The sequence below is a fragment of the Acinetobacter sp. 8I-beige genome (assembly GCF_902505955.1).
GTDB classification, from domain to species: domain Bacteria; phylum Pseudomonadota; class Gammaproteobacteria; order Pseudomonadales; family Moraxellaceae; genus Acinetobacter; species Acinetobacter johnsonii.
Genome location: NZ_LR732792.1, coordinates 337469 through 362048, shown reverse-complemented (window position 1 = coordinate 362048; position 24580 = coordinate 337469). Strand labels below are relative to the sequence as shown.

The 24580-nt window shown below is 41.9% G+C and carries 21 protein-coding genes; 10 read left to right on the top strand and 11 right to left on the bottom strand.

Going from position 1 to position 24580, the window contains the following annotated elements; genetic code table 11:
• Position 1: 1 nt before the first annotated feature.
• On the bottom strand, positions 2 to 730 hold the full coding sequence (locus GVX98_RS12050; protein ID WP_004981034.1) for an ABC transporter ATP-binding protein: 729 nt from the start codon (positions 728 to 730) through the stop codon (positions 2 to 4).
• A gap of 11 nt (positions 731 to 741) precedes the next feature.
• Here GVX98_RS12050 and GVX98_RS12045 point away from each other — a divergent pair, with 11 nt between their 5' ends.
• On the top strand, positions 742 to 1383 hold the full coding sequence (locus GVX98_RS12045) for an arylesterase (protein ID WP_159128205.1): 642 nt from the start codon (positions 742 to 744) through the stop codon (positions 1381 to 1383).
• Positions 1384 to 1413: 30 nt separating this feature from the next.
• On the opposite strand, the gene GVX98_RS12040 is transcribed toward GVX98_RS12045, so the two are convergent.
• Positions 1414 to 2028, bottom strand: coding sequence for a carbonic anhydrase (locus GVX98_RS12040; RefSeq protein ID WP_004981036.1), 615 nt, complete (start codon positions 2026 to 2028; stop codon positions 1414 to 1416).
• A 310-nt stretch (positions 2029 to 2338) separates the two neighbouring features.
• Here GVX98_RS12040 and GVX98_RS12035 point away from each other — a divergent pair, with 310 nt between their 5' ends.
• Positions 2339 to 3370 carry an alpha/beta fold hydrolase gene (locus GVX98_RS12035; protein WP_159128204.1) on the top strand — a complete coding sequence of 344 codons (1032 nt, stop codon included), beginning with the start codon at positions 2339 to 2341 and terminating at the stop codon, positions 3368 to 3370.
• Between the two features lie 15 nt (positions 3371 to 3385).
• Complete coding sequence (locus tag GVX98_RS12030) at positions 3386 to 4387, top strand: hypothetical protein (RefSeq protein WP_159128203.1); 1002 nt, start codon at positions 3386 to 3388, stop codon at positions 4385 to 4387.
• A 49-nt stretch (positions 4388 to 4436) separates the two neighbouring features.
• Here GVX98_RS12030 and GVX98_RS12025 read toward each other — a convergent pair whose 3' ends face one another.
• Both GVX98_RS12025 and nfuA read right to left on the bottom strand, forming a co-directional pair.
• Positions 4437 to 6497 carry a TonB-dependent receptor gene (locus GVX98_RS12025; protein ID WP_159128202.1) on the bottom strand — a complete coding sequence of 687 codons (2061 nt, stop codon included), beginning with the start codon at positions 6495 to 6497 and terminating at the stop codon, positions 4437 to 4439.
• A gap of 174 nt (positions 6498 to 6671) precedes the next feature.
• Positions 6672 to 7310, bottom strand: a complete 639-nt coding sequence (gene nfuA / locus GVX98_RS12020) for a Fe-S biogenesis protein NfuA (RefSeq protein ID WP_004981041.1) — start codon at positions 7308 to 7310, stop codon at positions 6672 to 6674.
• A gap of 160 nt (positions 7311 to 7470) precedes the next feature.
• On the opposite strand from nfuA, the gene GVX98_RS12015 reads away from it, so the two are divergent.
• From GVX98_RS12015 to GVX98_RS12010, 3 genes are all read left to right on the top strand, one after another.
• Complete coding sequence (locus tag GVX98_RS12015; protein WP_159128711.1) at positions 7471 to 8088, top strand: rhomboid family intramembrane serine protease; 618 nt, start codon at positions 7471 to 7473, stop codon at positions 8086 to 8088.
• A gap of 128 nt (positions 8089 to 8216) precedes the next feature.
• Positions 8217 to 8384, top strand: a complete 168-nt coding sequence (locus GVX98_RS16785) for a hypothetical protein (protein WP_004694400.1) — start codon at positions 8217 to 8219, stop codon at positions 8382 to 8384.
• Between the two features lie 144 nt (positions 8385 to 8528).
• A complete protein-coding gene (locus GVX98_RS12010; RefSeq protein WP_159128201.1) occupies positions 8529 to 10076 on the top strand; it encodes a hypothetical protein in 1548 nt (515 codons plus the stop codon).
• An 87-nt stretch (positions 10077 to 10163) separates the two neighbouring features.
• Here the strand turns inward: GVX98_RS12010 and GVX98_RS12005 are convergent, their stop codons facing one another.
• Complete coding sequence (locus GVX98_RS12005; RefSeq protein ID WP_004981049.1) at positions 10164 to 11783, bottom strand: inorganic phosphate transporter; 1620 nt, start codon at positions 11781 to 11783, stop codon at positions 10164 to 10166.
• 426 nt (positions 11784 to 12209) lie between these two features.
• Here GVX98_RS12005 and metH point away from each other — a divergent pair, with 426 nt between their 5' ends.
• Together metH and dhaK are read left to right on the top strand one after the other, a co-directional pair.
• Positions 12210 to 15896 carry a methionine synthase gene (gene metH, locus GVX98_RS12000; protein WP_159128200.1) on the top strand — a complete coding sequence of 1229 codons (3687 nt, stop codon included), beginning with the start codon at positions 12210 to 12212 and terminating at the stop codon, positions 15894 to 15896.
• Positions 15897 to 16380: 484 nt separating this feature from the next.
• Positions 16381 to 18111 carry a dihydroxyacetone kinase subunit DhaK gene (dhaK, locus tag GVX98_RS11995; protein ID WP_159128199.1) on the top strand — a complete coding sequence of 577 codons (1731 nt, stop codon included), beginning with the start codon at positions 16381 to 16383 and terminating at the stop codon, positions 18109 to 18111.
• A gap of 156 nt (positions 18112 to 18267) precedes the next feature.
• Here the strand turns inward: dhaK and GVX98_RS11990 are convergent, their stop codons facing one another.
• Both GVX98_RS11990 and GVX98_RS11985 read right to left on the bottom strand, forming a co-directional pair.
• Positions 18268 to 18714 carry a hypothetical protein gene (locus tag GVX98_RS11990; protein WP_159128198.1) on the bottom strand — a complete coding sequence of 149 codons (447 nt, stop codon included), beginning with the start codon at positions 18712 to 18714 and terminating at the stop codon, positions 18268 to 18270.
• Positions 18715 to 18850: 136 nt separating this feature from the next.
• Positions 18851 to 20071 carry an MFS transporter gene (locus GVX98_RS11985; protein WP_159128197.1) on the bottom strand — a complete coding sequence of 407 codons (1221 nt, stop codon included), beginning with the start codon at positions 20069 to 20071 and terminating at the stop codon, positions 18851 to 18853.
• A 104-nt stretch (positions 20072 to 20175) separates the two neighbouring features.
• Here GVX98_RS11985 and GVX98_RS11980 point away from each other — a divergent pair, with 104 nt between their 5' ends.
• Positions 20176 to 20958: a helix-turn-helix domain-containing protein gene (locus GVX98_RS11980; protein WP_159128196.1), complete on the top strand. Its 783-nt coding sequence runs from the start codon at positions 20176 to 20178 to the stop codon at positions 20956 to 20958.
• Positions 20959 to 20972: 14 nt separating this feature from the next.
• Here the strand turns inward: GVX98_RS11980 and def are convergent, their stop codons facing one another.
• Complete coding sequence (gene def, locus GVX98_RS11975; protein ID WP_159128195.1) at positions 20973 to 21458, bottom strand: peptide deformylase; 486 nt, start codon at positions 21456 to 21458, stop codon at positions 20973 to 20975.
• A gap of 213 nt (positions 21459 to 21671) precedes the next feature.
• On the opposite strand from def, the gene GVX98_RS11970 reads away from it, so the two are divergent.
• Positions 21672 to 22949 carry an MFS transporter gene (locus tag GVX98_RS11970; RefSeq protein ID WP_159128194.1) on the top strand — a complete coding sequence of 426 codons (1278 nt, stop codon included), beginning with the start codon at positions 21672 to 21674 and terminating at the stop codon, positions 22947 to 22949.
• A gap of 70 nt (positions 22950 to 23019) precedes the next feature.
• Here the strand turns inward: GVX98_RS11970 and GVX98_RS11965 are convergent, their stop codons facing one another.
• The 3 genes from GVX98_RS11965 to pnuC form a co-directional block, all read right to left on the bottom strand.
• A complete protein-coding gene (locus tag GVX98_RS11965; protein WP_159128193.1) occupies positions 23020 to 23529 on the bottom strand; it encodes a DUF2505 family protein in 510 nt (169 codons plus the stop codon).
• 134 nt (positions 23530 to 23663) lie between these two features.
• Positions 23664 to 23933, bottom strand: a complete 270-nt coding sequence (locus GVX98_RS11960; RefSeq protein ID WP_159128192.1) for a hypothetical protein — start codon at positions 23931 to 23933, stop codon at positions 23664 to 23666.
• 8 nt (positions 23934 to 23941) lie between these two features.
• The gene (pnuC, locus tag GVX98_RS11955) at positions 23942 to 24517 is read right to left on the bottom strand and encodes a nicotinamide riboside transporter PnuC (protein WP_159128191.1); all 576 of its coding nucleotides are present in this window, start codon (positions 24515 to 24517) and stop codon (positions 23942 to 23944) included.
• Positions 24518 to 24580: the final 63 nt, after the last annotated feature.

The following is a 24580-nucleotide window of genomic DNA, read 5'->3' as shown; positions in this document are numbered from 1 at the left end:
TTCATCCTCCCGATCGAGGATGTTCGATCAACTGACCATCGAGTAATTCAAAATGACGCTGGCACTGTTCTGCAAGCGTATGGTCATGCGTCACTAAAATCAGGGTCGTACCCAACTCACGGTTCAATTGAAATAATAGCTGCTCAATTTCTCTCGCAGTTTGACTGTCTAAGTTTCCTGTTGGCTCATCGGCAAAGATAATTTTTGGCTCAGCAATCAGCGCGCGAGCAATTGCAACGCGCTGCTGCTCCCCGCCCGAAAGTACCTTCGGTGTTTGGGTGGCCTGTCGCTCTAATCCAACCTTTTGCAATAAACTCAAAGCGCGTTGCTCAGCTTCAGCGAAGTTAAATGATGCATGAAGCCGTAACGGCAGCATCACATTTTCAACAGCAGTCAGGTGTGGCAGCAGTTGAAAGGATTGAAACACAAAGCCAATATGCTTCAAACGCACATTCGCACGCTGTTCTTCGTTGAGCTTGGAAATACTTTCACCACAAACGATTAGCTCACCACCGCTAGCCTGATCTAAGGTCGCCAAAATACCCAGTAAGGTAGACTTTCCTGAGCCTGAACGTCCTGTAATTGCGACTTGTTCACCTGCTGCGATGCTCAGACTCAAATCTGAGAAAATGGTCAGTTCTTTTTGCGGAAGTTTAATCTTTTGTGTCAGTTGCTGGGCAGAAATAATCACTTGTGGCATGATGTTTACATCACTGTGAACTTGGGTCATAACATCCCTATATGCAAATATTCGTGCAAAATCGCAAATTTAAAAAACGTATCAGTTCATACTTGGTTTTGCTTGCACTGTGCCTAAGCCCCACTTGGGTTTTTGCAAAAACCGTGATGGTTTTAGGAGATAGCATTAGTGCAGGTTATGGCATAGAACCACAGCAAGCATGGGTAAATTTACTGCAAAAACGATTAGACCAACAGTATCCGAAACAACACAAAGTGGTCAATGCCAGTGTGAGTGGTGAAACCACCAGTGGCGCTTTGGCTCGTTTACCCAAACTGTTGCAAACGCATAAGCCAAATGTGGTGGTGATTGAGCTTGGCGGGAATGATGGACTACGGGGCCAGCCACCTCAGATGATTCAAAAAAATTTAGCGCAATTGATTCAGCATAGTCAAAAAGCCAATGCCACTGTGATTGTCTTGGGAATGAAAATGCCACCAAACTATGGCACAGCCTATAGCACGGCATTTGAAAATAATTACAAAGTGGTCAGTCAACAATACAAAGTTAAATTACTGCCCTTCTTCTTGGAAGGTGTAGCGGGAAATAAAAGCTTGATGCAAAAAGATCTGGTCCATCCAAATGGCAAGGCACAGCCTATTTTATTAAATTTAGCTTATCCCTATATAAAAGGCGCTTTATAAAGCGCCTTTTATTCTGATCATATTCGCTGATCAGAAGTCAAAAAAAACCACTTCACCACTTTCAAGTGAGTACTCAGCGCCAACCACTTGTAACTTGCCTTTAGCAATCAAGCTTTCAAGCACAGCTGAGCCATGACGTAACTGATTTACAGAGGCAAATACATTTGAACGCACCGCGTGTTTAGACAGTTTGCATAAGTCATGTTTCAGTTCAGTTTGCATCAAGGTTTCAACCGAAGGACGTACACGGTTTACAATCGACATCAAGTTTGCAGAAGGTGGGCTATCTGGGTTCATCAGAGTGTCTATGGTGGCTTGAATCGCGCCACAGTGGCTATGACCAAGTACCACAACTACCGCACAGTCATAACGCTCAGCAGCAAACTCAACACTGCCAACCTGTGAAGGTGCAACTACATTTCCTGCAACACGAATAACAAACAGATCACCCAAACCTTGGTCAAAGACCATTTCTGCAGGCACACGAGAATCAGAACATCCCAGTACAATGGCAAATGGATTTTGGTCTTCCGCCATCTCTGCTCGTGCTTGGTGAGACAATTGCTTATGGTGGGTTGTCTCACCCGCTACAAAACGTTGGTTACCTTGTTTTAGACGGCTTAAAGCTTCTTGAGCTGTTAGCATTCCCTTTCCCACTCGGTTGTTATTAAGTTGGACTAGTTTAATCCCAGCGAAATTGATTGTCACTTGCAAAAAACATAGCCGCTTCTTTTTTTGCTTGATTTTAAATTTGCATTTTATCTCAATCGAATTGTTATGCAGTTCACACTTTATCTAAATGCAGTATATCCTTTCAAATAAATAATTAATGACATTTGCATGAAAGCTATTAGAATCAAACAGACCTATAAATAAACATAAAAACTATTCAAAATCAGAGCATTTTTATCTTATTCGGTCAGTTTTTTCATTCATCTCCGTTTAAGGATGAACCATGATGATGCGCTTAAAATCCGTCTTGAAACAAAGTCTAAAGGCCAGTCTATTCGCTTTAGCTTTGTCATTTTCTTTCGCCAGCCATGCGGTCGAAAATACCATCATCAAAGACAAACTCAGTTTACAAAGCTACCTTCTACAAGAACGCGTCACCGCCGGCTTAAAAACAAAAACACTTAAAGTGGATGATATCGTTTGGAGCTATAACGAAGGCGGTGCCGTTGATAAGCCAACGATTTTGCTGATTCATGGTTTTGCTGGAAATCGAGACAATTGGAACCGTGTAGCACAGTTTCTAACGCCTTATTACCACGTGGTTATCCCTGACCTTCCAACCAACGGCGACACCAAAGTCCCAGATGATTTTGATCTCTCTATGCCAAATGTCACAGAGCGACTCCGTCGTTTTGTTGAAGCTATTCATATACAAGATAAGCTGAATGTTGCAGGACATTCTATCGGTGGTTCAATTGCAACCCTGTATGCCGCACAATACCCTTTTGATACGCAAAGTTTGTTTTTATTGAACAGTGCCGGGATTTATAAAAACGCCAACACCACCTATGCCAAAGACCCGCAATACTTAAAGCACTTGATTGTGAGCAAACCGGGCGATTTTGATGATGTGATGCAACGTGTCATGCAAACCCCAATCAAAATGCCCTATTATTTAAAACGCGCCCAAGAAAAACAGTTAATTACTCAGGCTGAAAAAAACAGTAAAGTGATTGATCAATTGGTGACCTTGAACCGAATTTATACCACTGACTCCTTTGCTCGAGTGACCCGAAATATTGAAGCACCCACCCTCATTTTGTGGGGTAAGCAGGACAAAATTATTAATGTCGAAGTGGCGAATGAGCTCAAATCCTTATTGAAACGTGCTGAAGCTCCTGTCATCCTTAACAATGTTGGTCATATGCCACTTTTGGAGGTAGAACAGGCCGTTGCACAGCACTACCTGCCTTTTCTTGCAAAAACACAAAAGTTAAAAAATCCATTGGCTGATAAACTGATTCCACTAAATTAATTTTGTTGAGTACGTATGCAGAAACACCCGATGATTGAGCAGCTCATTGAAGCTCATCTTAATTTTTTAGATCATGAGTTTTCGCAAGCAAGTACCGTACAAAATGAATTCACCCTATTTTATCACTGGTTTAGAAAACAAACTTTGCAGCAACTATGGAGCTTCGAAGACATCAATGCCCTGTTGCAAAAACAAGTCCTAGCCACACCTGCAACCGAGCATCTAATTTCACAAATTGCAGAGCACATTAAGTTTGCTTTAATTCATCCCCTCAATGAATCAACAAAAATTGCCGATGTGATCCCTGTACTCACCATCGATAAAATTGCGCAGTATGTCGCGAGTAAAAGTGGGCACCGTCAGCGCCTGATTAAAACTGTGGTAAATAATCCAGCTTTTTCGGCCATGATTACCCAGCTGATTCAGCACTCGATTCAAGACTATTTGAACAACTCGGTAATGACTAAACGTGTGCCGGGTGTTTCTAGTTTTATGAAAATGGGCAAGTCGGTACTCGAAACCGTCACAGACTCAAACTTAAATGACACCATCGGACATTATTTGCAAAAGAACATCTTAAAACTCAGTCAAATGAGCGAACAGGTGTTAAATCAAAACTTTAATGATGAAAAGCTATATCATTTTCAAGCCAACCTTTGGCACAAAATCAAAGATATGCCTTTATCAGTATTGAAAAATTATGTAGAAGTGCAAGACTTGCCTCAAACTGTCGCTATGGGTCACGAAATTTGGGAACATATCCGCCAAACCGACTATCTTCAGCAACAGGTACATGACGGTATTTACGCTTGGTACATTCGCAACCAAGAACGTCCTTTTGATTTACTCCTACGTGACTTAAATATCGACGAAGCCTTAGTCCAAAATCAACTTCAAAATTTGTTGAATCCTATTATTCAAGAGCTCATTCGTTCTGATTACTTACGTGATCGAGCACGCTATTATTTAGAACAGTTTTATTATTCTGACCAAGCACAGAGTATTTTAATCCCCTAAATAAAAAGACCCGTTGAAGAAACGGGTCTCTAATTCTAATTTCTATGAATTAGAAATTAGCAACAAAACTTACACCATAGCGACGACCATCTAAAGTTTGCTCACCATCAGCATTCTGTGCAGTTTCATCTAACACATTATAAACACCAAATTTACCTTTCAAGGTTGGTGCAAATTTATAGTTGAAACCAACATCGAGGAAGTTATATCCAGGAATTGGGTCAGACATACTTGAGCGACCTAAATACGGTGTAGTTTCTCCGCGCACATGTAATCGGCTCCAAATATTCAAAGCATCGGTTAAGTCATGATCTACTGTTACATTAAATACATGTTCAGGCATGCCATTTAAAGGCTGCCCTTTAAATTGACCTGATTTAATTTCTGTATCTGTGAACGTATAATTTGCAGTTAAGGTTGTATATTCAGCTAATTTGGCATCAAATGTCACCTCTACACCACGTAACTCAGCTTTACCAATGTTTTCACGTGTGCTGATAAATGCAAATGGAATACCGTTTTCAGAACATTTCCACGTTGAAACATCATTACGGTTGTAGTCAGCATTACCCGTTGAATCACATTCACGAATTTCTTCAATTCGATCTTTAAACTGAGTTAAATAACCTGTAATAGAGGTATTAACGTAATCATTGTTCCAGTAAAAACCTAATTCTGAAGTAACAGTTGATTCTGGTTCTAGGTCTGGATTTGCTTTAATAATTCCTCGACCAGTTGTTGTTGGAGAACCACTTCCTCCTGTCACACTATAGAAGCCGTCCGTCACAGAACGAATATCTGGTTGTTTATAACCTGTAGAAACCCCACCCTTCACGGTAAATTGGTCAGTAAAGTTATAAACACCATAAATTCGCGGAGAAATATTACCTTGATATAGTTCATCATGGTCATAACGGGCCCCAAGCGTTAAATTAAAACGATCGGTTAAACTCCATGTATCTTCTAAGAATGCAGCTGCTGACCAGCGTGTCAATTCATCAAACTCTGGAACCAACGGATTTCGGTTTGTTGCTCGATCCAACAAACTTTCATCTTTATAATACCCACCAAAAGCCAGTGTATGATTACCTAACAACCAATTCCACTGTGTATTTGCAGTCCATGTTTCTAAATCAATTCCCTTCGTTCCCACGACTGTATTTTCACGATCTGGGTTTTTAGAATTTTCATATTGAATATAAGATTTACTATCCAAATTATCGGTATATCGCCCATTATGCGTTAAGGCATAAACACTACGTATATTTCGACTTGCAGAGTCAGTACCTGTTACCGCAACCGTTTTACCTGCCGTAGCCTCAGACTCTTGCGTGAAGAAATTTGCCTCTACAGCTAAGTCGTGTTGATCATTAAGCACATAAGTTAAACGTGAATTTAAACTTTCCGTTGTATGGCCTGTAAAACCACCTAAATAAGAGTCTTCTTTTCTCTCTAAACGATTTAGACCTAACTGCAAGCCAACTTTATCTTGAATAATCGGCCCTGCTAAATAAACAGAACCATTACGAATGTCTCCAGAATTATTTTTATCCTGAATAGTTGTGCCTAACTCAACATTTCCAGTCCAAACATCCGTCACTTTTTTAGTAATAATATTAATTACACCACCCATTGCATCAGAACCATACAATGTAGATGCTGGACCACGGATAATTTCAATTCGCTCAATGGATGCAACTGGAGGAAGAATATTTTTCTCCATACCGTAGTCATCGCCATTTGGGTTAACGTCTTTAGAATATTGACGCTTTCCATCGACTAAGAACAAGGTGTAATTCGAAGACATTCCTCGAATACTAACTGTTTGACTTGCATTTTCACCCGTAATGACAACACCCGGAACACTTCTCAAAACATCTGTAATATCGTTATATTCACGTTTATCTAATTCTTCACGGCTAATCACAGTAATTGATGCTGGTGCTTTTGAAACATCCTGCTCATAACCCGTTGCCGACACAACAATCGTCTGTAATTGTGTTGCTTCTTTCTCTTTTGTTGTTTCTACAACGTCATTTGCCATCGCAAATGAACTCATGGCCCCTACAACAGCCAAAGCTAAAGTTGATCTCGTCAGATTTTTACCCATAACGCATACACCCAAATACAAAAGAAGGAGAGATTGTGTAAATTTCGTAGGGCATTTTAACAAACGATAAACATATTGCAATTAATATTAATAATTATTATCAATTACATTTTAGCTTTAGATAAAATATAACCCCCTAATTTAAGGAGGTTATTTGGTAAAGTGGATTCAAATTTATTTGAAGTACGCGCCTTCAGCCTGCGTATGATCCGTTTGGTCAATTACACGACGTAACTCAGGAATGTGTTGTTGCAGGGTCGTTTCAACACCCTGTTTCAAGGTGACGTCAATTGCTGAACAACCTTGGCAACCACCACCGAATTTCAGTACAGCCGTTAAACCATGTTCTTCATCTTCAACAACTTCAACCAATGCACAGTTACCACCATGTCCTGCTAGACCAGGGTTAATTTCAGACTGAAGAATATACGTGATACGCTCTTCAATCGATGCATCAGGACCGACGCGTGGCACTTTCGAGTTTGGTGCACGGAATGTCAACTGCCCACCAAAACGATCTTTATTGTAATCAATCACTGCATCTAATAAATATGGAATAGACGGTGTGTCGATATACGCAGGAAAGTCTGGATAATCTTGACGGTAATCGGTTGGGATCACTTCTTCAGGCGCACTATATGCCATACAACATTCAGCACGTGGTGTACCCGGATTTTCAACAAATACACGTACAGCAATGCCCGGTGTATTTTGTTTTTCTAATAAATCACGTAAATACTCTTGTGCAGTCGGAGTAATCAATAAGTTTGGAATTTCCTCTGCAACTGCAGTGCTGCTGTTCTCAGTCGACATAACAATCATTTCCTCAAGCTGAAGTTGCTATTTTAACTGAAGATGCGGGGTAATTAAAAAAAATCAACCAAAATTGTCGGATTTATTGTGAAAGTTCATCTTTTCGCTCAATTTAATGGCATTATGACCACAAGATAGTTATATGCAGAACATCTCAGAAATGTTGGATTTACCTTTTAATCATACAGTTACGATCATTATTATTACGGTCATTATTTCTATGGTGGCATTTTCAAATCAGAACGTGATGAACCGTCTGATTTTCTGGCCTCCTGCGATGCAACGTGGACAATACGATCGTTTTATTACGCATGGCTTTATTCATGCCGATGGTATGCATCTCCTGTTCAATATGTTCACCCTATTTTTCTTTGGCAGCATTATTGAAAGTTTTTACCGCCAATACTTCTTTGACTTAGGTTTTGTTTTGTTTTATTTGGGTGGTTTAATTTTTGCCATTTTACCGAGTTATTTAAAACATAAGAATGATGTGCGCTGGGCAAGCCTTGGTGCTTCTGGTTCAGTCTCTGCGGTATTGTTCGCTTATGTGTTGTTTGAGCCGTGGAAGCTCATTTTTGTGTTTTTTATTCCAGTGCCTGCAATTATTTTTGCAGTATTATACGTGGCGTATAGCATCTGGTCTGGTAAAAAAGGGAACTCCAACATCAATCATAGCGCCCACCTTTGGGGAGCTGCTTATGGGGTTATCATGACCTTAATTTTAGAGCCACGTCTTATCCCACACTTTCTGAACAAATTAACACAGTTGCCTTTTTAAAGCTGAGCCGTAGCTTGCAAATGGATTGCATCCGTACGCATATCGGCTCAGTAACATTTTTTCACAGCAATGAATGCTCCTGATTTTTACAATAGACATCAGAACCAGAATAAACCAAGGAAATTGCGATGAAAATAATGTCTATATTTGCAGCCTTGATGATCAGCCTTAGTTTTACAGCCTGTGCGGTGCATACTCCCGAAGGCAGTATTATCGTCGATCCTGATCGCTCTTATTATCCTCATGGCCAAGGAGATTTTTGCCCACCCGGACAAGCCAAAAAAGGTCGCTGCTAAACTCAAAAGCCTTCTGTTCAGAAGGCTTTTTTATTACATATATTTTTACATAAATTTGGCATGAAATGCCAAGCAGGAATTTGATTTGGCATAGATAATGTTTACAACTGTATATAAATAGCAAATGCCAGTGAGATTTCTTGCATGTCCAATCCCCTAGATGGTCTTCAATTTCCAATTTACTCGAAAACACAAAAAGTCAGCACCTCACGTACAGGGAAAGAGATTATTGCAGAGGCCTTAGCCAATGTTGATCACCAAAGCTCTATTACTGCTCTTACAGAAAAGAACTGGCGTAAACAATATCCACGCTATTTTAAATCCTTAGTTGAATTTGGGATTCGCAATCAAATTGCACCGATTCAAATGGCACAAGATGGACTCAACAAAGCACATAATGTGTTTGAGTTTTATCGGGATGGGCAAAAACATCTCCTCAAAGATGTGATGTCACTTAAAACTACACCGCTACACACCATCAAACTCAAAGGTGAGAGTGATGCTGCGCCTGAGTGGTCAGTGCCTTATAAAGGCCAACAACTCAGAGGTGATGCCTTACTCGCACAAATCCAAACGTGGTTAGATGCAGGTGTGATTGAACCAAGTCACGCTGAAGCATTAATTGCCTGTGTAGAGCATCCTGAATGGTTTGATTTATCTGACCGCACGATGGTCTTGTTCGGTGCCGCATCTGAAGCGGGTCCACTCACATGGTTAGCTCAATGGAAAGCCAATATTGTGGCGGTTGATTTACCCAATAACCGTGTATGGGGCAAAATTTTAGACACCATTCAACACGGCAATGCCACGCTATATGCCCCATCGGTTGAAGCCTTGAGCGCGGAAACACCAGTGTCTGTTCTCAAAGAAAAACTCGGCGCGAACTTACTGACACAAGTGCCTGAAATTGCAGAATGGTTGGTACAAAACCCACATCAGTTAGATTTGGCCGCGATTGCGTATTTGGATGGTGAAAAGCATGTCCGTGTTTCTGTTGCAATGGATACGATCATGCAACATGTCAGTGCGCACAAAGTAGATACCAGCTTGATGTATATGTGTACACCTACCGATGTCTATGCCGTACCTGAAGAAGTCATTACGGCATCTGAGCAAAAGTTCAGTGGTCGTTCTAAAATGCAGCAGATGATCAGTAAAAGTATTTCAACCCTCAGTGGACAACTATTTTTTAAGAAAAACCTACATGACCTCGTCGAGTCGGATAATGACAAGTCTTATGGCATCACCGACTGTTTAGTGATTGAACAAGGGCCGAACTATGCGTTAGCTAAACGTATTCAACAGTGGCGTGCAACGCTTGCTCGATCAGAAGGTCAGCGTGTCAGCATCAATATTGCACCATCAACCACCACGCATTCTGTCACCAAAAATCCACTGCTCAAAGCCGCATTTAATGGGGCGAGCTTGTTTGATGTTGAAGCCTTTAAGCCAGCAACCACCAATGCCATCATGGCAGCTTTATGGATCCATGACCTGCGTAATCCTGCGTCTGTAGCTAACCCAGAGGTCAAACTTGAACATCCTTTAGAGCTGATGATGCACGGCGCCAATCACGGTGGCTTATGGCGTGTAGCTTATTTAGCACGTACCGCACTGCCCTTTGCTGCACTTTATGGCTTTGCCGCAGATAAACTACCTTTAGACAAAGTCTGGGTGAAATTCAAAAAGTAAAATATGAACAGCATCGTTCATAAAATACAGAGCTAAAAAAACGCTACCGAAGGTAGCGTTTTTTTTCATTGTTTCTTACATATCAGATTAAACAAACTGTAGAAACAACCAGAACAAACCACCTGATAAACAGATCGTTGCTGGCAAGGTAAAGATCCAAGCCGAAAGAATGGTTCTTACTGTTGCAAAGTTTAGACCTGACTTATTCGCCACCATGGTCCCTGCTACCGCAGAGTTCAGGACGTGTGTGGTCGATACTGGCATACCAAAGCCATCAGCAGCTGCAATCGTGGTCATCGCCACCAATTCTGCTGACATGCCTTGACCATAAGTCATATGGTTTTTACCAATACGCTCACCTACAGTCACGACAATACGCTTCCAACCGACCATCGTACCTAGACCTAAAGCCAATGCTACAGCCACTTTCACCCATGTTGGGATGTACTGTAAGAATGAATCAAGGTTACTACGATATTCTTTTACTGTCTTTTTGCCCGCTTCCGACATCGCTGGCAGTTGATCCGCTTTATCCAAACGTTTGAACGCTGTCGTGCTTAAGTACATGTCATTACGTAGTGCAGAAACTTCAGCTTCAGGAATATCTTTAAGATCTCCATAATGGCCAACACGCTCACCCAAATGATCTGTCAAACTGGCTAAAGCAGGTACGACTTCTGGGGTCATTTCTTTGGTTTGAATATATTGCGTGATCACCATACGGGCTTTTTCATCTGCAATATCGTTATGATTCGGATAAATCACAGCCGCAGTTTGATCTGAAAGTTGAGCAAATGACTGAATATGCTGTGAATCTAAATTCTTATTTAAAGAATAAGCCAAAGGCACGATACCAATCAAAATCAGCATGATTAGACCCATACCTTTTTGACCGTCATTTGAGCCGTGTGCAAAACTCACACCGGTACAGGTAAAAATCAAAATAGCACGAATCAGTGGCGGTGGTGGTTTGTTACCTTCAGGTGGTTGGAACAGTTCCAGTTGTTTCTTAAAGATTTTTTTCACCAATAAGAACAATACTGCTGCAAAAGCAAAACCGATCATTGGTGAAAACAGTAAAGCTTTACCGACCTTAATCACCTGATCCATATCGACACCCGAAGCACCACTGCCTGAATGCATCAGGTAGTTCATGATGCCCACACCCAAGATCGAACCGATCAAAGTATGTGAACTTGATGCTGGAATACCCAAGAACCATGTGCCCAAGTTCCACAAAATCGCAGCAATCAACATGGCAAACACCATGGCAAAACCTGCGCCTGAGCTGACATTCATAATCAACTCAACGGGCAGCAGCGCAATAATACCGTAAGCCACTGCACCACTTGCGACCATAACCCCAAGAAAGTTACAGAAACCGGCCCACATCACCGCAACAGGTGCTGACAGTGCATTGGTATAAATGACCGTTGCAACCGCATTGGCAGTATCGTGAAAGCCATTTACAAACTCAAAACCCAAAGCAATGAACAATGCCGTTGCTAAAAGGATTAAAGAGTAAAGATTCAGTGCAGGAACATGCGATAAGTCAGCAGAAAGCTGAAAGCCAATATAAATTAGCGTTGAAATAATGACCGTTAAAAACACCGGCATAAAAAATTTCGGTGTAGGTACGTGCACATTCGTCGACTTGACCTGTGTCACGTGCACCTGATCTTGGACGGGAGGAATATTAGAATTCATGCAGACGGCTAAAGAGGATATCAATATCCCCTATTGTTCAATTTAATTGTGACAATTATATGACAAATGCCTGTCACATGAAGCCAATTTTTTCATAATTGGCTTATTTTAAATCAGCAGTAAGTCAGCTATAAGCCTTGAACGCACTGTGCTGGCTCAAAATTTAACTTTTCGGTGCGGATTACGCTGAATTATTTCCTTACATTTGGCTGTGCTGTCTGTAACAATCTGCTCCAATCAATATTTTTCATCTCTATTTATTCTGATCTATAAACATAGCGGGTCTATATTTCACTTTCGTGAAAACCAAAGCTAAATCAGCCTTTTTTATTTGCCATATAGCCAATACCACTTGAATTAGACATCAATCAATCTGCTTTTCTGCTAAAATATTGCACGTTTTGAAAACCTGTTTGTGAGTTTTGAATGTCTACACTTGCCACCTTAAAAGCACTTCTTTCCGAGCGCATCCTTATTATCGATGGTGCAATGGGTACCATGATTCAGCGTCACAAGCTCGAAGAAGAAGATTATCGTGGTGAACGCTTTGTAGATTGGGCTTCTGACCTCAAAGGCAACAACGACCTTTTGGTGCTGACTCAGCCACAAATTATTCAAGGCATTCATGAAGCTTATTTGGATGCGGGTGCAGACATTATTGAAACCAACAGCTTTAACGGCACACGTGTTTCGATGTCGGACTACCACATGGAAGACCTCGTTCCAGAGATCAACCGTGAAGCAGCACGTTTAGCGCGTGCAGCATGCGACAAATATTCAACCCCAGATAAACCACGTTTTGTTGCAGGCGTACTTGGCCCAACCTCACGTACTTGTTCAATTTCACCCAATGTAAATGACCCAGCGTTCCGTAACATTACCTTTGATGAACTGAAAGAAAACTATATTGAAGCAACGCACGCCTTAATCGAAGGTGGTGCAGACATCCTCTTGATCGAAACCGTGTTCGATACCTTGAACTGTAAAGCGGCAATCTTTGCAGTGAAAGAAGTGTTCAAACAACTTGGTCGTGAATTACCCCTGATGATTTCAGGGACCATTACCGATGCGTCAGGCCGTACCTTAACAGGCCAAACCGCAGAAGCGTTCTGGAACTCGGTGCGTCATGGCGATTTACTCTCAATTGGTTTTAACTGTGCCTTGGGTGCAGATGCCATACGCCCGCACGTGAAAACCATTGCTGATGTTGCTGATACTTTTGTCTCTGCCCATCCAAACGCAGGTTTACCAAATGCCTTTGGTGAATATGATGAAACCCCAGAGCAAACCGCAGCGTTCATCAAAGAGTTTGCCGAAAGTGGTTTGATCAATATTACAGGCGGTTGCTGTGGTACGACGCCTGATCATATTCGTGCCATTTACAATGCGGTTAAAGATATAAAACCACGTCAGATTCCAGAAACCAGACCTGCATGTCGTTTAAGTGGTTTAGAACCCTTTAATATTTATGATGATTCATTATTCGTTAACGTCGGTGAACGTACCAACGTTACAGGTTCAAAAAAGTTCCTACGCTTAATTCGTGAAGAAAAGTTTGCTGAAGCCCTAGAGGTTGCACAGCAGCAAGTCGTTGCAGGCGCACAGATCATCGACATCAACATGGATGAAGGGATGCTTGATTCGCAAAATGCGATGGTGCATTTCCTCAATCTGGTCGCATCTGAGCCTGATATCTCTCGTGTGCCAATCATGATTGACTCATCAAAATGGGAAATCATTGAAGCAGGCTTAAAATGCGTCCAAGGTAAACCTGTCGTGAACTCGATTTCCTTAAAAGAGGGTTATGACGAGTTTGTCGAAAAAGCACGTTTATGCCGTCAGTACGGTGCTGCGGTTATTGTCATGGCCTTTGATGAAACAGGTCAGGCAGATACCGCAGAACGCAAGCGTGAAATCTGTAAACGTTCTTATGATGTATTGGTCAATGACGTGGGCTTCCCTGCTGAAGATATTATTTTTGACCCGAACGTGTTTGCCGTGGCAACAGGGATTGAAGAACATAATAACTATGGCGTCGATTTTATTGAAGCCACAGGTTGGATTAAACAGAATTTACCGCATGCCATGATTTCAGGCGGTGTATCCAACGTATCGTTCTCATTCCGTGGTAATGAACCAGTACGTGAAGCGATTCACTCTGTATTCCTTTACTATGCCATCAAACAAGGCATGACCATGGGGATCGTCAACGCGGGTCAAATGGCAATTTATGACGATATTCCCAAAGAACTCAAAGATGCGGTTGAAGATGTTGTACTGAACAAAAACCAAGGTGAATCAGGTCAAATTGCCACCGATAAATTGCTTGAGGTCGCAGAAAAATTCCGTGGTCATAGTGGCGCTCAACGTGAAGCTGAAAATCTTGAATGGCGGAATGAAACAGTTGAAAAGCGTCTTGAATATGCCTTAGTCAAAGGTATCACCACTTATATTGATGAAGATACTGAAGAAGCCCGTTTAAAAGCCAAACGTCCACTCGATGTGATTGAAGGCGCATTGATGGATGGTATGAACGTGGTCGGTGACCTGTTCGGTTCGGGTAAAATGTTCCTACCGCAAGTAGTAAAATCTGCACGCGTGATGAAACAAGCCGTAGCATGGCTGAACCCATACATCGAAGCCGAAAAAGGCAATGCACAATCCAAAGGTCGTGTTTTGATGGCAACGGTAAAAGGTGACGTACATGATATTGGTAAAAATATCGTTGGCGTGGTCTTAGGTTGTAATGGCTATGACATCGTTGATCTTGGCGTCATGGTTCCTGCGGAAAAAATCCTGCAAACCGCAATTGATGAAAAATGTGACATCATCGGTTTATCAGGTTTAATCACACCATCTTTAGATGAAATGGTGTTTGTTGCCAAAGAAATGCAACGTAAAGGTTTTGACATTCCTTTATTGATTGGTGGTGCAACCACATCAAAAGCGCATACTGCGGTGAAGATTGATCCGCAATATTCAAATGATGCGGTGATTTATGTTGCAGATGCTTCTCGTGCAGTCGGTGTGGCAACCACCCTACTCTCGAAAGAAATGCGCGGTAATTTTATTGCCGAGCATCGTGCGGAATATGCCAAGATTCGTGAACGTTTAGCCAATAAGCAACCAAAAGCAGCCAAACTCAGTTATGTAGAATCAATTGAAAATGGCTTTAAAGTGGATGCGAATTATGTACCACCAATTCCAAATACAATGGGAACACATGTACTGACCAACTACCCACTTGCAACATTGGTGGAATATTTTGACTGGACACCATTCTTTATTTCTTGGAGCTTGGCAGGTAAATTCCCGAAAATCTTAGAAGATGAGATTGTCGGTGAAGCTGCAACGGATTTGTATAATCAAGCGCAAGCCATGCTCAAAGATGTGATCGAAAATAATCGTTTCGATGCGCGTGCTGTATTTGGTCTATACCCTGCTCAACGTACAGGTGCAGATACAGTCAGCGTGTTTGATGAAACAGCGCAGAAGGTTACACATACTTTTGAACATTTGCGTCAGCAGTCTGACAAAGTCACGGGTAAGCCGAATTTATCTTTAGCCGACTTTATTAGCACCTCGAAAGACAATACCGATTACCTTGGTGGTTTCACAGTATCGATCTTTGGTGCAGAAGAGTTGGCGAATGAATATAAAGCCAAAGGTGATGATTATTCTGCCATCTTGGTTCAGTCTTTAGCGGATCGTTTTGCCGAAGCATTTGCGGAGCATTTGCATGAACGTATTCGTAAAGAGTTCTGGGGCTATAAAGCCGATGAGACTTTGAGCAATGAAGAATTGATCAAGGAGAAGTATGTCGGTATTCGTCCTGCACCTGGTTACCCTGCTTGTCCAGAGCATTCTGAAAAAGCGGTGTTGTTTGATTGGTTAGGTTCGGAAGCGAAGATTGGTACGAAGTTGACTGAACACTTTGCGATGATGCCACCTTCTTCTGTGAGTGGTTTCTATTATTCGCACCCTGAAAGTGAATACTTTAATGTGGGCAAGATTTCTCAAGATCAGCTTGAGGATTATGCGAAGCGTAAAGGCTGGACACTGGATGTAGCGAAGCGTTGGTTAGCACCGAATTTAGATGATTCGATTGTTTAATTCACAACTTTCGAGCTCGCTTTAACAGATGAAAGAAATCCCTTCAATTGAGGGGATTTCTTATTCTAGAAACTCAAAAGATCACCATCATTTTTATGACAAATCTTGCTAAAAAATGTCTAAAAACTTGATGCATTAGCAAAATATATCGTCATTTTTAAAAAAAATTGATCATTTCTATTATTGTAATTTTATAAAATATAATTAATATCCTCTTGGATTAGTTGATTGATTAATCAATTAATACTCAGCATTCATTTTTATTTAATTAAAACAGGGACGGATTAAATAAAGTGATGCATCAAAAGCTAAAACAAGGACAGATTTCTTTGAATATATGCAAATATTCTACAATTCATAATCCCGACTTTATTCTAATGGCAACATCCATCATTAGCGCATGAACAAGTCCATCAAAGGGTGAAGAAGTTTTGTCCAGAGTTTTAGTGCTTATTCACTCCTATATATACTGATTGGTAGCTCAATGAAAAAACTCATGAACGATGCAGAAAGCATCGTAGTCCAAATGTGCAAAGGATTTGTACTGGCTCATCCAGAACTTGCATTCAATGAATCTTATAAAATTATTTCCCGTAAAGAAAAACACCAAAATGTTGCCTTAATCAGCGGTGGTGGCAGTGGTCATGAACCTGCTCATGCGGGCTTTGTGGGACAAGGCATGCTTGATGCTGCTGTTTGCGGTGATGTCTTCGCATCACCTTCACAAATTCAAGTCTATAAAGCCTTACAACAAGTAGCCTCAAACAAAGGCGCACTGATGATCATCAAAAACTATTCTGGCGATATGATGAACTTCCAGAATGCTGCTGCACTTGCTGCTGATGATGGTATTCAAGTCGATTTTGTTAAAGTGGCGGATGATATTGCGGTGAATGACAGCCTATATACTGTTGGCCGTCGTGGCGTTGCTGGAACCATCTTTGTACACAAAATTGCAGGTGCAGCAGCATCTAAAGGCTATGAATTGGCGCAGGTCAAAGCACTTGCACAAAAAGCTGCTGACAATGTCACTAGCCTTGGTTTTGCATTTACCTCATGTACAGTTCCCGCGAAAGGTACACCAACACTGATATTAGCTGATGACGAAATAGAATACGGCGCAGGTATTCATGGTGAACCTGGGATCCGCCGTGAGAAAATTTTACCCTCTAAAAAATTAGCACAGCGCATAGTCGATGATTTGTTCCTCGACCGTCCAAACTTAACAGAAGTTGCCGTACTTGTTAACGGCTTTGGTACAACGCCATTACAAGAGTTGTATGTATTCAACCAAGATGTTTGTGAACATCTCGCAGTTCGAGGTATTAAAATTTACCGCACCTTTGTCGGCAACTATATGACCAGTATCGATATGGCTGGTGCCTCTGTTTCGTTATTGGCTTTAGATGATGAGCTAAAAGGTTATTTAGATGCTGAAGCAGATACTCCTGCATTTAAAATGGATGGTTCGGCTGCCCTGCCATTGGAGTTTGCAACAACTGGTTCACAGGTGGAAGGTACATTAAATACAGATATTGAAACGCAAGCAGAGCATGCAGAAATTGCCAATGAGCAATTCACTATTGAAAATATGCGCTATGTGGTTGATGTCATGAGTGCTTGCATCATTAAAAATGAAGTGCCGTTCTGTGAACTTGATGCACATGCAGGTGACGGTGATTTCGGCATGAGTGTAGCCAAAGGCTTTAAACAGCTTAAACGCCAATGGCATGAACTTGCACAAGCGCAACACATGGATGACTTCTTGTTTAACTGTTCAATGATCATTATGGAGCATTGCGGTGGCGCTTCTGGACCAATTTGGGGTTCTGCTTTCCGTGCTGCGAGCAAATCGATCCAAGGTAAAGAAACCTTAACAACAGCTGACTTTGCTGCCATGCTACAAGATGCGGTTAAAGGCATTCAAATCACAGGTGAACGCTCATTTGGCCGTGGTGCTGTGGTGGGTGATAAAACCTTAATTGATGCCTTGGTACCATGTGCGGATTCATGGTCTGCAAATACCAACAAAAGCTTTAAAGAAAACTTTGTCTTAGGTGCTCAAGCCGCGGTAAAAGGTGCAGAATCAACCAAAGAGGTTGTCGCTCGTATGGGCCGTGCAGGAATTGTTGGGGATCGAAGCTTAGGTCACCCTGACGCTGGCGCGCATGGTTTAGGTGTAATCTTTACCGATATCGCCGAGCATCTTAAATAAGCTGGTTTAAACAACACCCTAAAAGCATCGAAATCATTTCGGTGCTTTTTTATTTTTTAAATCTCCTTGTGCATCATTTCTTTCTACTTTGAAAAAAGAAGAAACCCTAAAAATTATTTGGAAGCTGAAAATCAGAAAGATTTATAATCAAATGACCTAATTGCTTGTGCTTATTGCCACCACATTCCAGTGATGCATCATCTCGCGCAGTACAATAAAGTAAACCAAACTAGAAAGACCGTCATCAGCCACTTTAGACACATAGTATTCCCTGCGCTCAATAAATGTATTAAAAGCACTTTCGAGCTGCACACGGTCAATTTGCTGCTGATCTGGAAAGAATAATGCTAAGACTCTTTGAAATAAGGTATCTGAAGTCATGGCAGTCTTGGGTTGGGCATACTTCATCTGAACGGATTCTAACAGCTCTTCAATCACATAAATCATCGACTCAATCGCAAGCTCATCCAGCAGCCCATGGCGCATACTGTTTGACTGTATATAGCTTAAACCTTGATCTAGCTGTATATGCTGTCCATCCATTTCAAATGAAAGTCGATCTACGCCCAAGGAAAATTTGAGTACACCATTCAAATCAGTCATCGCTTCAATACTCCAAAGTCGAAGCACATAGCCCCAATGTATTTATACATAACGATAATCAACCTACCGAAATGCAATCGCGCCATCTTCGTTTGATAAGATAGCGCGATTAAAACTAAAGGTCAGCAGTATTCAGTTAGTTTGCTTGAGTCTTCGGTAAAAAGAAGGTCGCCAAACCAATTAAAGGCAATAACGAACACACGCCAAACACCCATTCAATGCCTTTGACGTCAGCTAAATATCCTAAAGCTGCTGCGGCGATGCCACTCACCCCAAACATTAAACCAAACATCAAACCTGCAATCATGCCAACTCGTCCCGGAACAGCTTCTTGCGCATAGACCACCATTGCGGCAAAGGCAGAAGACAGCACTAGACCTGTTATGACTGACAATACTGTAGTCCAGAACAGATTGGCAAAAGGCATCATTAAAGCAAACGGTGCCATGCCAACAAAAGACACCCAAATCACTGCTTTACGCCCAATTCGGTCTCCAATCGGCCCACCAGCAAATGTACCCAGAGCCACCGCAGCCAAAAAGGCAAAGAGATGTAACTGCGCACTTTGTAAACTGAGCTGAAACTTGTGCATTAAATAAAAAGTGAAATAGTTACTGATGCTGGCGATGTAAGTAAATTTGGCAAACATCAACACGCAAATGGTCGACAGCGCGATGACGAGTTGACGCCCATGTAGTTTACTTTGGACTTGATGCGCACGTGCTGCCAACTGTTTTTTACTGTGGCTGATGCTCCAACGGCTGACACCGAACAGAACCCAAATCGCAAGTAAAGCAAATACAATCAACCATGCCACGGCATGCTGTCCAAACGGTACAATGATCAACGCTGCCAATAAAGGCCCAATGGCTGTACCAGTATTGCCACCGACCTGAAAGGTCGATTGTGCTGTACCAAAGCGTCCACCTGAAGCCATTCGCGCCACACGAGAGGCTTCAGGGTGAAAGGTTGAAGATCCCACACCAATCAATGCCGAAGCCATAAGCAGTACAATAAAATTTGGTGAAAATGCCAACAGTAAAATGCCGCTAAAAGTCACCACCATGCCGAGTGGCAGCAGATAAGGTTTCGGATGTTTGTCGGTATACAGTCCAATCCAAGGTTGCAGTAGCGATGCCGTAATTTGATAGACCAATGAAATTAATCCGACTTGCGCAAAGCTTAGGGAAAAATTGGTTTTCAGCATTGGATAAATGGCTGGCAAAACTGCTTGAATCAAGTCGTTGAGCAGATGCGCAACCGCCACCGCTCCCACCACTTTTATAATCATACCTTGCGGTTGCTCATTGATTGTAGCTTGACCCATACCCTCTTTCATTTGAATTGAAGACGACATCCCTCGCAAACTCCATGTATTTTTCATCAGGCATTGATTGTAAAATGTCATTCATAAGACTATCTTCCAATAATCATTGTATAACTGACAATTTTAAACTGCACATGCCAAATTCTCTGATTCAAACCGAAATGTCCGAATTGGTGATTGGGCTTTCTTCTGAGCATACCTATCGAGAGATTACCCCTGCGCATACCCATTCGCGGGCGCAGTTTCTATATGCTTCGACAGGGATGATTCAAGTGTTCACCCCGAATCATGTCTGGATCGTGCCGCCAATGTGCGCGCTATGGATTCCGGCACATGTTGAACACAGTGTGATTTCATTAAGTCGGGTGAAACTCAATACCGCATTGGTTCAGGCAGATGCAGCTGCACTGCTAGGGCAACATTGTTTTATTATTCGGGTTAGCAAGTTATTGCATGAACTCTTGATTCGACTCAATGCGATTGAACACATTCCACCTTCCGAGCTGATCAGCTCTGATGAACTGTCACGATCTCTACAGATTTTAATTTTTGATGAAATTCATAAAGCCAATCTGTTGCCGATTCAAATTCCATGGCCGCAAGATCGACGCTTAATGAATATTTGCCAAGCGCTATTAAGTACGCCCGATCAGTTAAAAGATTTAAGCACATGGGCTGATGAAATTGGCACCAGCTCCAGAACCTTGATGCGCATGTTTCAAAAGGAAACAGGGCTGTCTTATCGTGCATGGGTTCAGCAAATGCATATTGCCCATGCCTTAAGTAAAATTGCCAGTGGCGAGTCCGTTGCGCAGATTGCAAGATCTCTTGGTTATAGCAATCCGAGTGCGTTTAGTAGCATGTTTAAACGTCATTTGGGACAAACCCCACAACAGTTTAAATATAAAGATGAATAAAACAACACTCGCGCCTAAGCACTCAGGCGATCGACAAATAAAATACCATTTAGATGGTCTATTTCATGTTGCACAATGCGTGCAGGAAAACCTTCAAAAGTGCTTTCCATTACCTCACCAGTCAAAGTGTGATACAGCACCTTAATGCTTTGCGCACGCTGTACCTGACCACGCTCATTCGGTACGCTTAAACAGCCTTCTTCACCTAAGGTCGTTGCCTGCGAAAACTCTAAAATCTCAGGATTGACCATCACCACGGCGTCCATTTCAGGCGCATCGGGATAGCGTAAATTTGGCCGTGAAGCCACAATAATGACCCGCTTTGAAATATAGACTTGTGGTGCGGCAATGCCCACACCGCTCCGCTCCAACATGGTCGCAATCATGGCAGAGGCCAACAGCATGAGCCAGTCGCTATTAAATTCTGCATCTGCTACGCGAGCGGCTTTAAGTCTTAAAATATCTTCACCACGTTGTGCAACAGGTAAAATGACACTCATACACAAATCCTAATTTTTATACCTATTTATTCTTTTTATATCATAAGCTTTTTATCTCGCCTGCGTTATATATTTACGTTGACCGTCAAATCAACGATGTTGATTCATGTATAATTTTTAGTTCACACCCAGTAAAGAAAGATTGATTATTCATTCAAAAAAGACTTCTTTAAAATCAAATATAAACCTTTATTTAGCTTTGGAAATATACGCATGGATGCAACACCACGTTTGACCAGAGAAGACAAACGTACCCTTGGGCTGTCATCACTCGGTGGTGCACTTGAGTTCTATGACTTTGTTATTTATGTTTTTTACGCCAAAATTATTTCAGAGTTGTTCTTTCCCGCAGGGCTCAGCCCATTTTGGGCCATGCTGAATACTTATGGTATTTTTGCCGCAGGTTACTTCTTCCGTCCACTTGGCGGTGTAGTCATGGCGCACTTTGGCGACCTCATCGGGCGCAAGCGCCTCTTTAGTTTATCTATTTTGCTCATGGCTTTACCTACCCTCATGATCGGGGTTATGCCAACTTTTGAAACGATTGGTTATGCTGCACCGCTGCTTTTGCTCCTTATGCGGGTGGTACAAGGCATTGCAATTGGTGGAGAAATTCCAGCGGCATGGACCTTTGTTTCTGAGCATGTTCCATCTGAAAAAATTGGTTTTGCCAATGGCTTACTTACGGCTGGTTTGTCACTCGGCATCTTGCTCGGTGCTTTAATGTCACTGTTCATTTCTCTTCAGTTTAGTGAAACATCTGTACATGATTGGGCATGGCGCATTCCCTTTATTGTGGGCGGTATTTTTGGCTTAGTAGCCTTGTATTTACGTAGTTATTTGAAAGAGACCCCAGTATTCAAAGCCATGCAAGCACGTAAAGAGCTGTCTAAAGAAGTGCCGGTAAAACAAGTCTTAGCCCGTCATAAAACTGCCGTGGTGATTGGCATACTCTTGACCTGGTTCTTAACCGCTTGCGTGGTGGTACTGATTTTAGCCATGCCAAACTTACTGACGGGCGCCTTTGGCTTTGAACGTAGCGATGCTTTTCAAATGCAAAGTGCTGCGATCATCATGCAAATGCTGGGATGTATACTCGCTGGGACCTTAGCCGATCGTTTTGGTGCAGCCAAAGTCCTGATTGTTGGCTCGCTCGGTGTTGCCGCTATCGCGACCATTTTCTACCACAGTTTAGGTGCGGTCAGTCCAACTACTGTGTTTGTACTGTATATGCTTTTGGGATTCTTTTCAGGCACGGTAGGGCTTGTGTCCTATAGCATGGTCAAAATGTTCCCTGCTCCGATCCGCTTTTCGGGCATTTCGTTTTCCTATAATGTCGCCTATGCCATTGCAGGAGGCATCACACTGCCTTTGGTTCAATGGCTCAGTCTCTATAGCAACATTGGCGCGATGTATTATATTTGGCTGGTCTGTTTGGTTTGCTTCTTCACAGCTTTGGTTTATCGAACTCAGTTTGAAACCAAGCCATAAAATGATAAAACCCTTCAATCGAAGGGTTTCTTTTTATGTAAGCTACTTTGAAAACATGAGGTCAAAGCCTTTAGCTTAAGGTTTCTGCATGCAGATTTTGGCGCAGTTCATCTTCCACAATATCCAACTCGATTTGGCTAAACTTACGGATTTCACCTTCAGCATGTTTTTCTAACATACCGCCAATTAATGGTACTTTTACTTTTACCGTCCATTCCAGTTGAAAGTGAATCTGCTCATCATTACCCGATACACTACGTTGGCACACGGCTTCTAAAGGTAAGTTGGGGTCTAAACGAACTTCCGAGCTGAGCACAACTAAATTGCTGACGTCCGTACGTTGTAAACGAAAAGCATCTTTTAGAAATTTCTTCGCAATATCGGGAATATTGACATCCAAATTATACGCGCGCTTGAGGGTATAAATATCGCCGACTTTATTCGACTCCAAAATTTCCAACTTCTCACTGGGAATACGACGACAAACATTTTCATGTAAGCTGATATCGGCTGCGAGTCGACGGAAGTCATCCAATGAAACACCTTTGATGGTGGCATTGACTACAAACTGATGTGCCATAGTATTAAATCCTTTATTTTTTGTTTTTGTAAACATCCATGCCCTGATCAGGACTGAAAAACTGGATCTCGTCATCCTGTAGAAGGGTCAAATATAGACGATGCTCCAGCACCGACTATACCGTGATCTAGATTTCAATGTGTGCCATTCTGTATGACAATATCATCTGCAATATAAATAAAAACCACACGCTCAAAACAGGCCAAGCGAATATCAAAATGCTCGGCCCCATCATCCAGTCCTGTAACCGACCAAATTGCACTGCTGGGTAAATCACCCAGCCAAGTGGCCTGATAAAAATCCGCAACCGAATCAAAGTCCAGATATTGCTTTGGACTTCCCTTTAACCGTTCGATGACCGACTCAAATTGAACCAATTGTACGTGTTTAAAGTCAATCAACATTACCTAGCCTAAACACTTTTCAGCTGTTGTTTATGGCGTACCTGTGTCCATTGCCACCATCCAAAAGCCGCCAAGCCAACAAAGCCTGCATATAAAGCTGCGGTTAGGAACAAATCTTTATAGATAAACATACCAACATAAACAATATCAACAAATACCCACAGTATCCATGTCGCAATATGTTTACGACTGGTCCAATAGGTCGCCAACAGACTAAATGCTGCGAGCTGCGCATCCAATAGCGGTACAGCAGCATCGGTAAAATACTTTAAGCTCAAGCCAAATGCTGCACCAGCCACAGCGGCAAGTAGCATTTGCAAAATCACTTGCCGAACTGTAATCGGTTCAATCCGAATGTCATGATCTTGTTGTTTACCTTTGAGCCAGTGATAAAAACCGTAAAAGTTCACCACTACAAAGAAAAACTGCAAAATGGTTTCACCATATAACTTATAGGTATAAAACAAATAGGCATATAACAAGAAAGCAGCGAAGTTAAACCACCAACACCACATATTGCGCTTAATGGTCAACGTCACCCCAATTAAGCTAATGATGACTGCAAATATTTCAAGGCTAGACATGGTTCAACTGGTATTCAAAGAAGTGCTGCTATTATGAAAAAAAACTCAATAAAGGCAAGACAA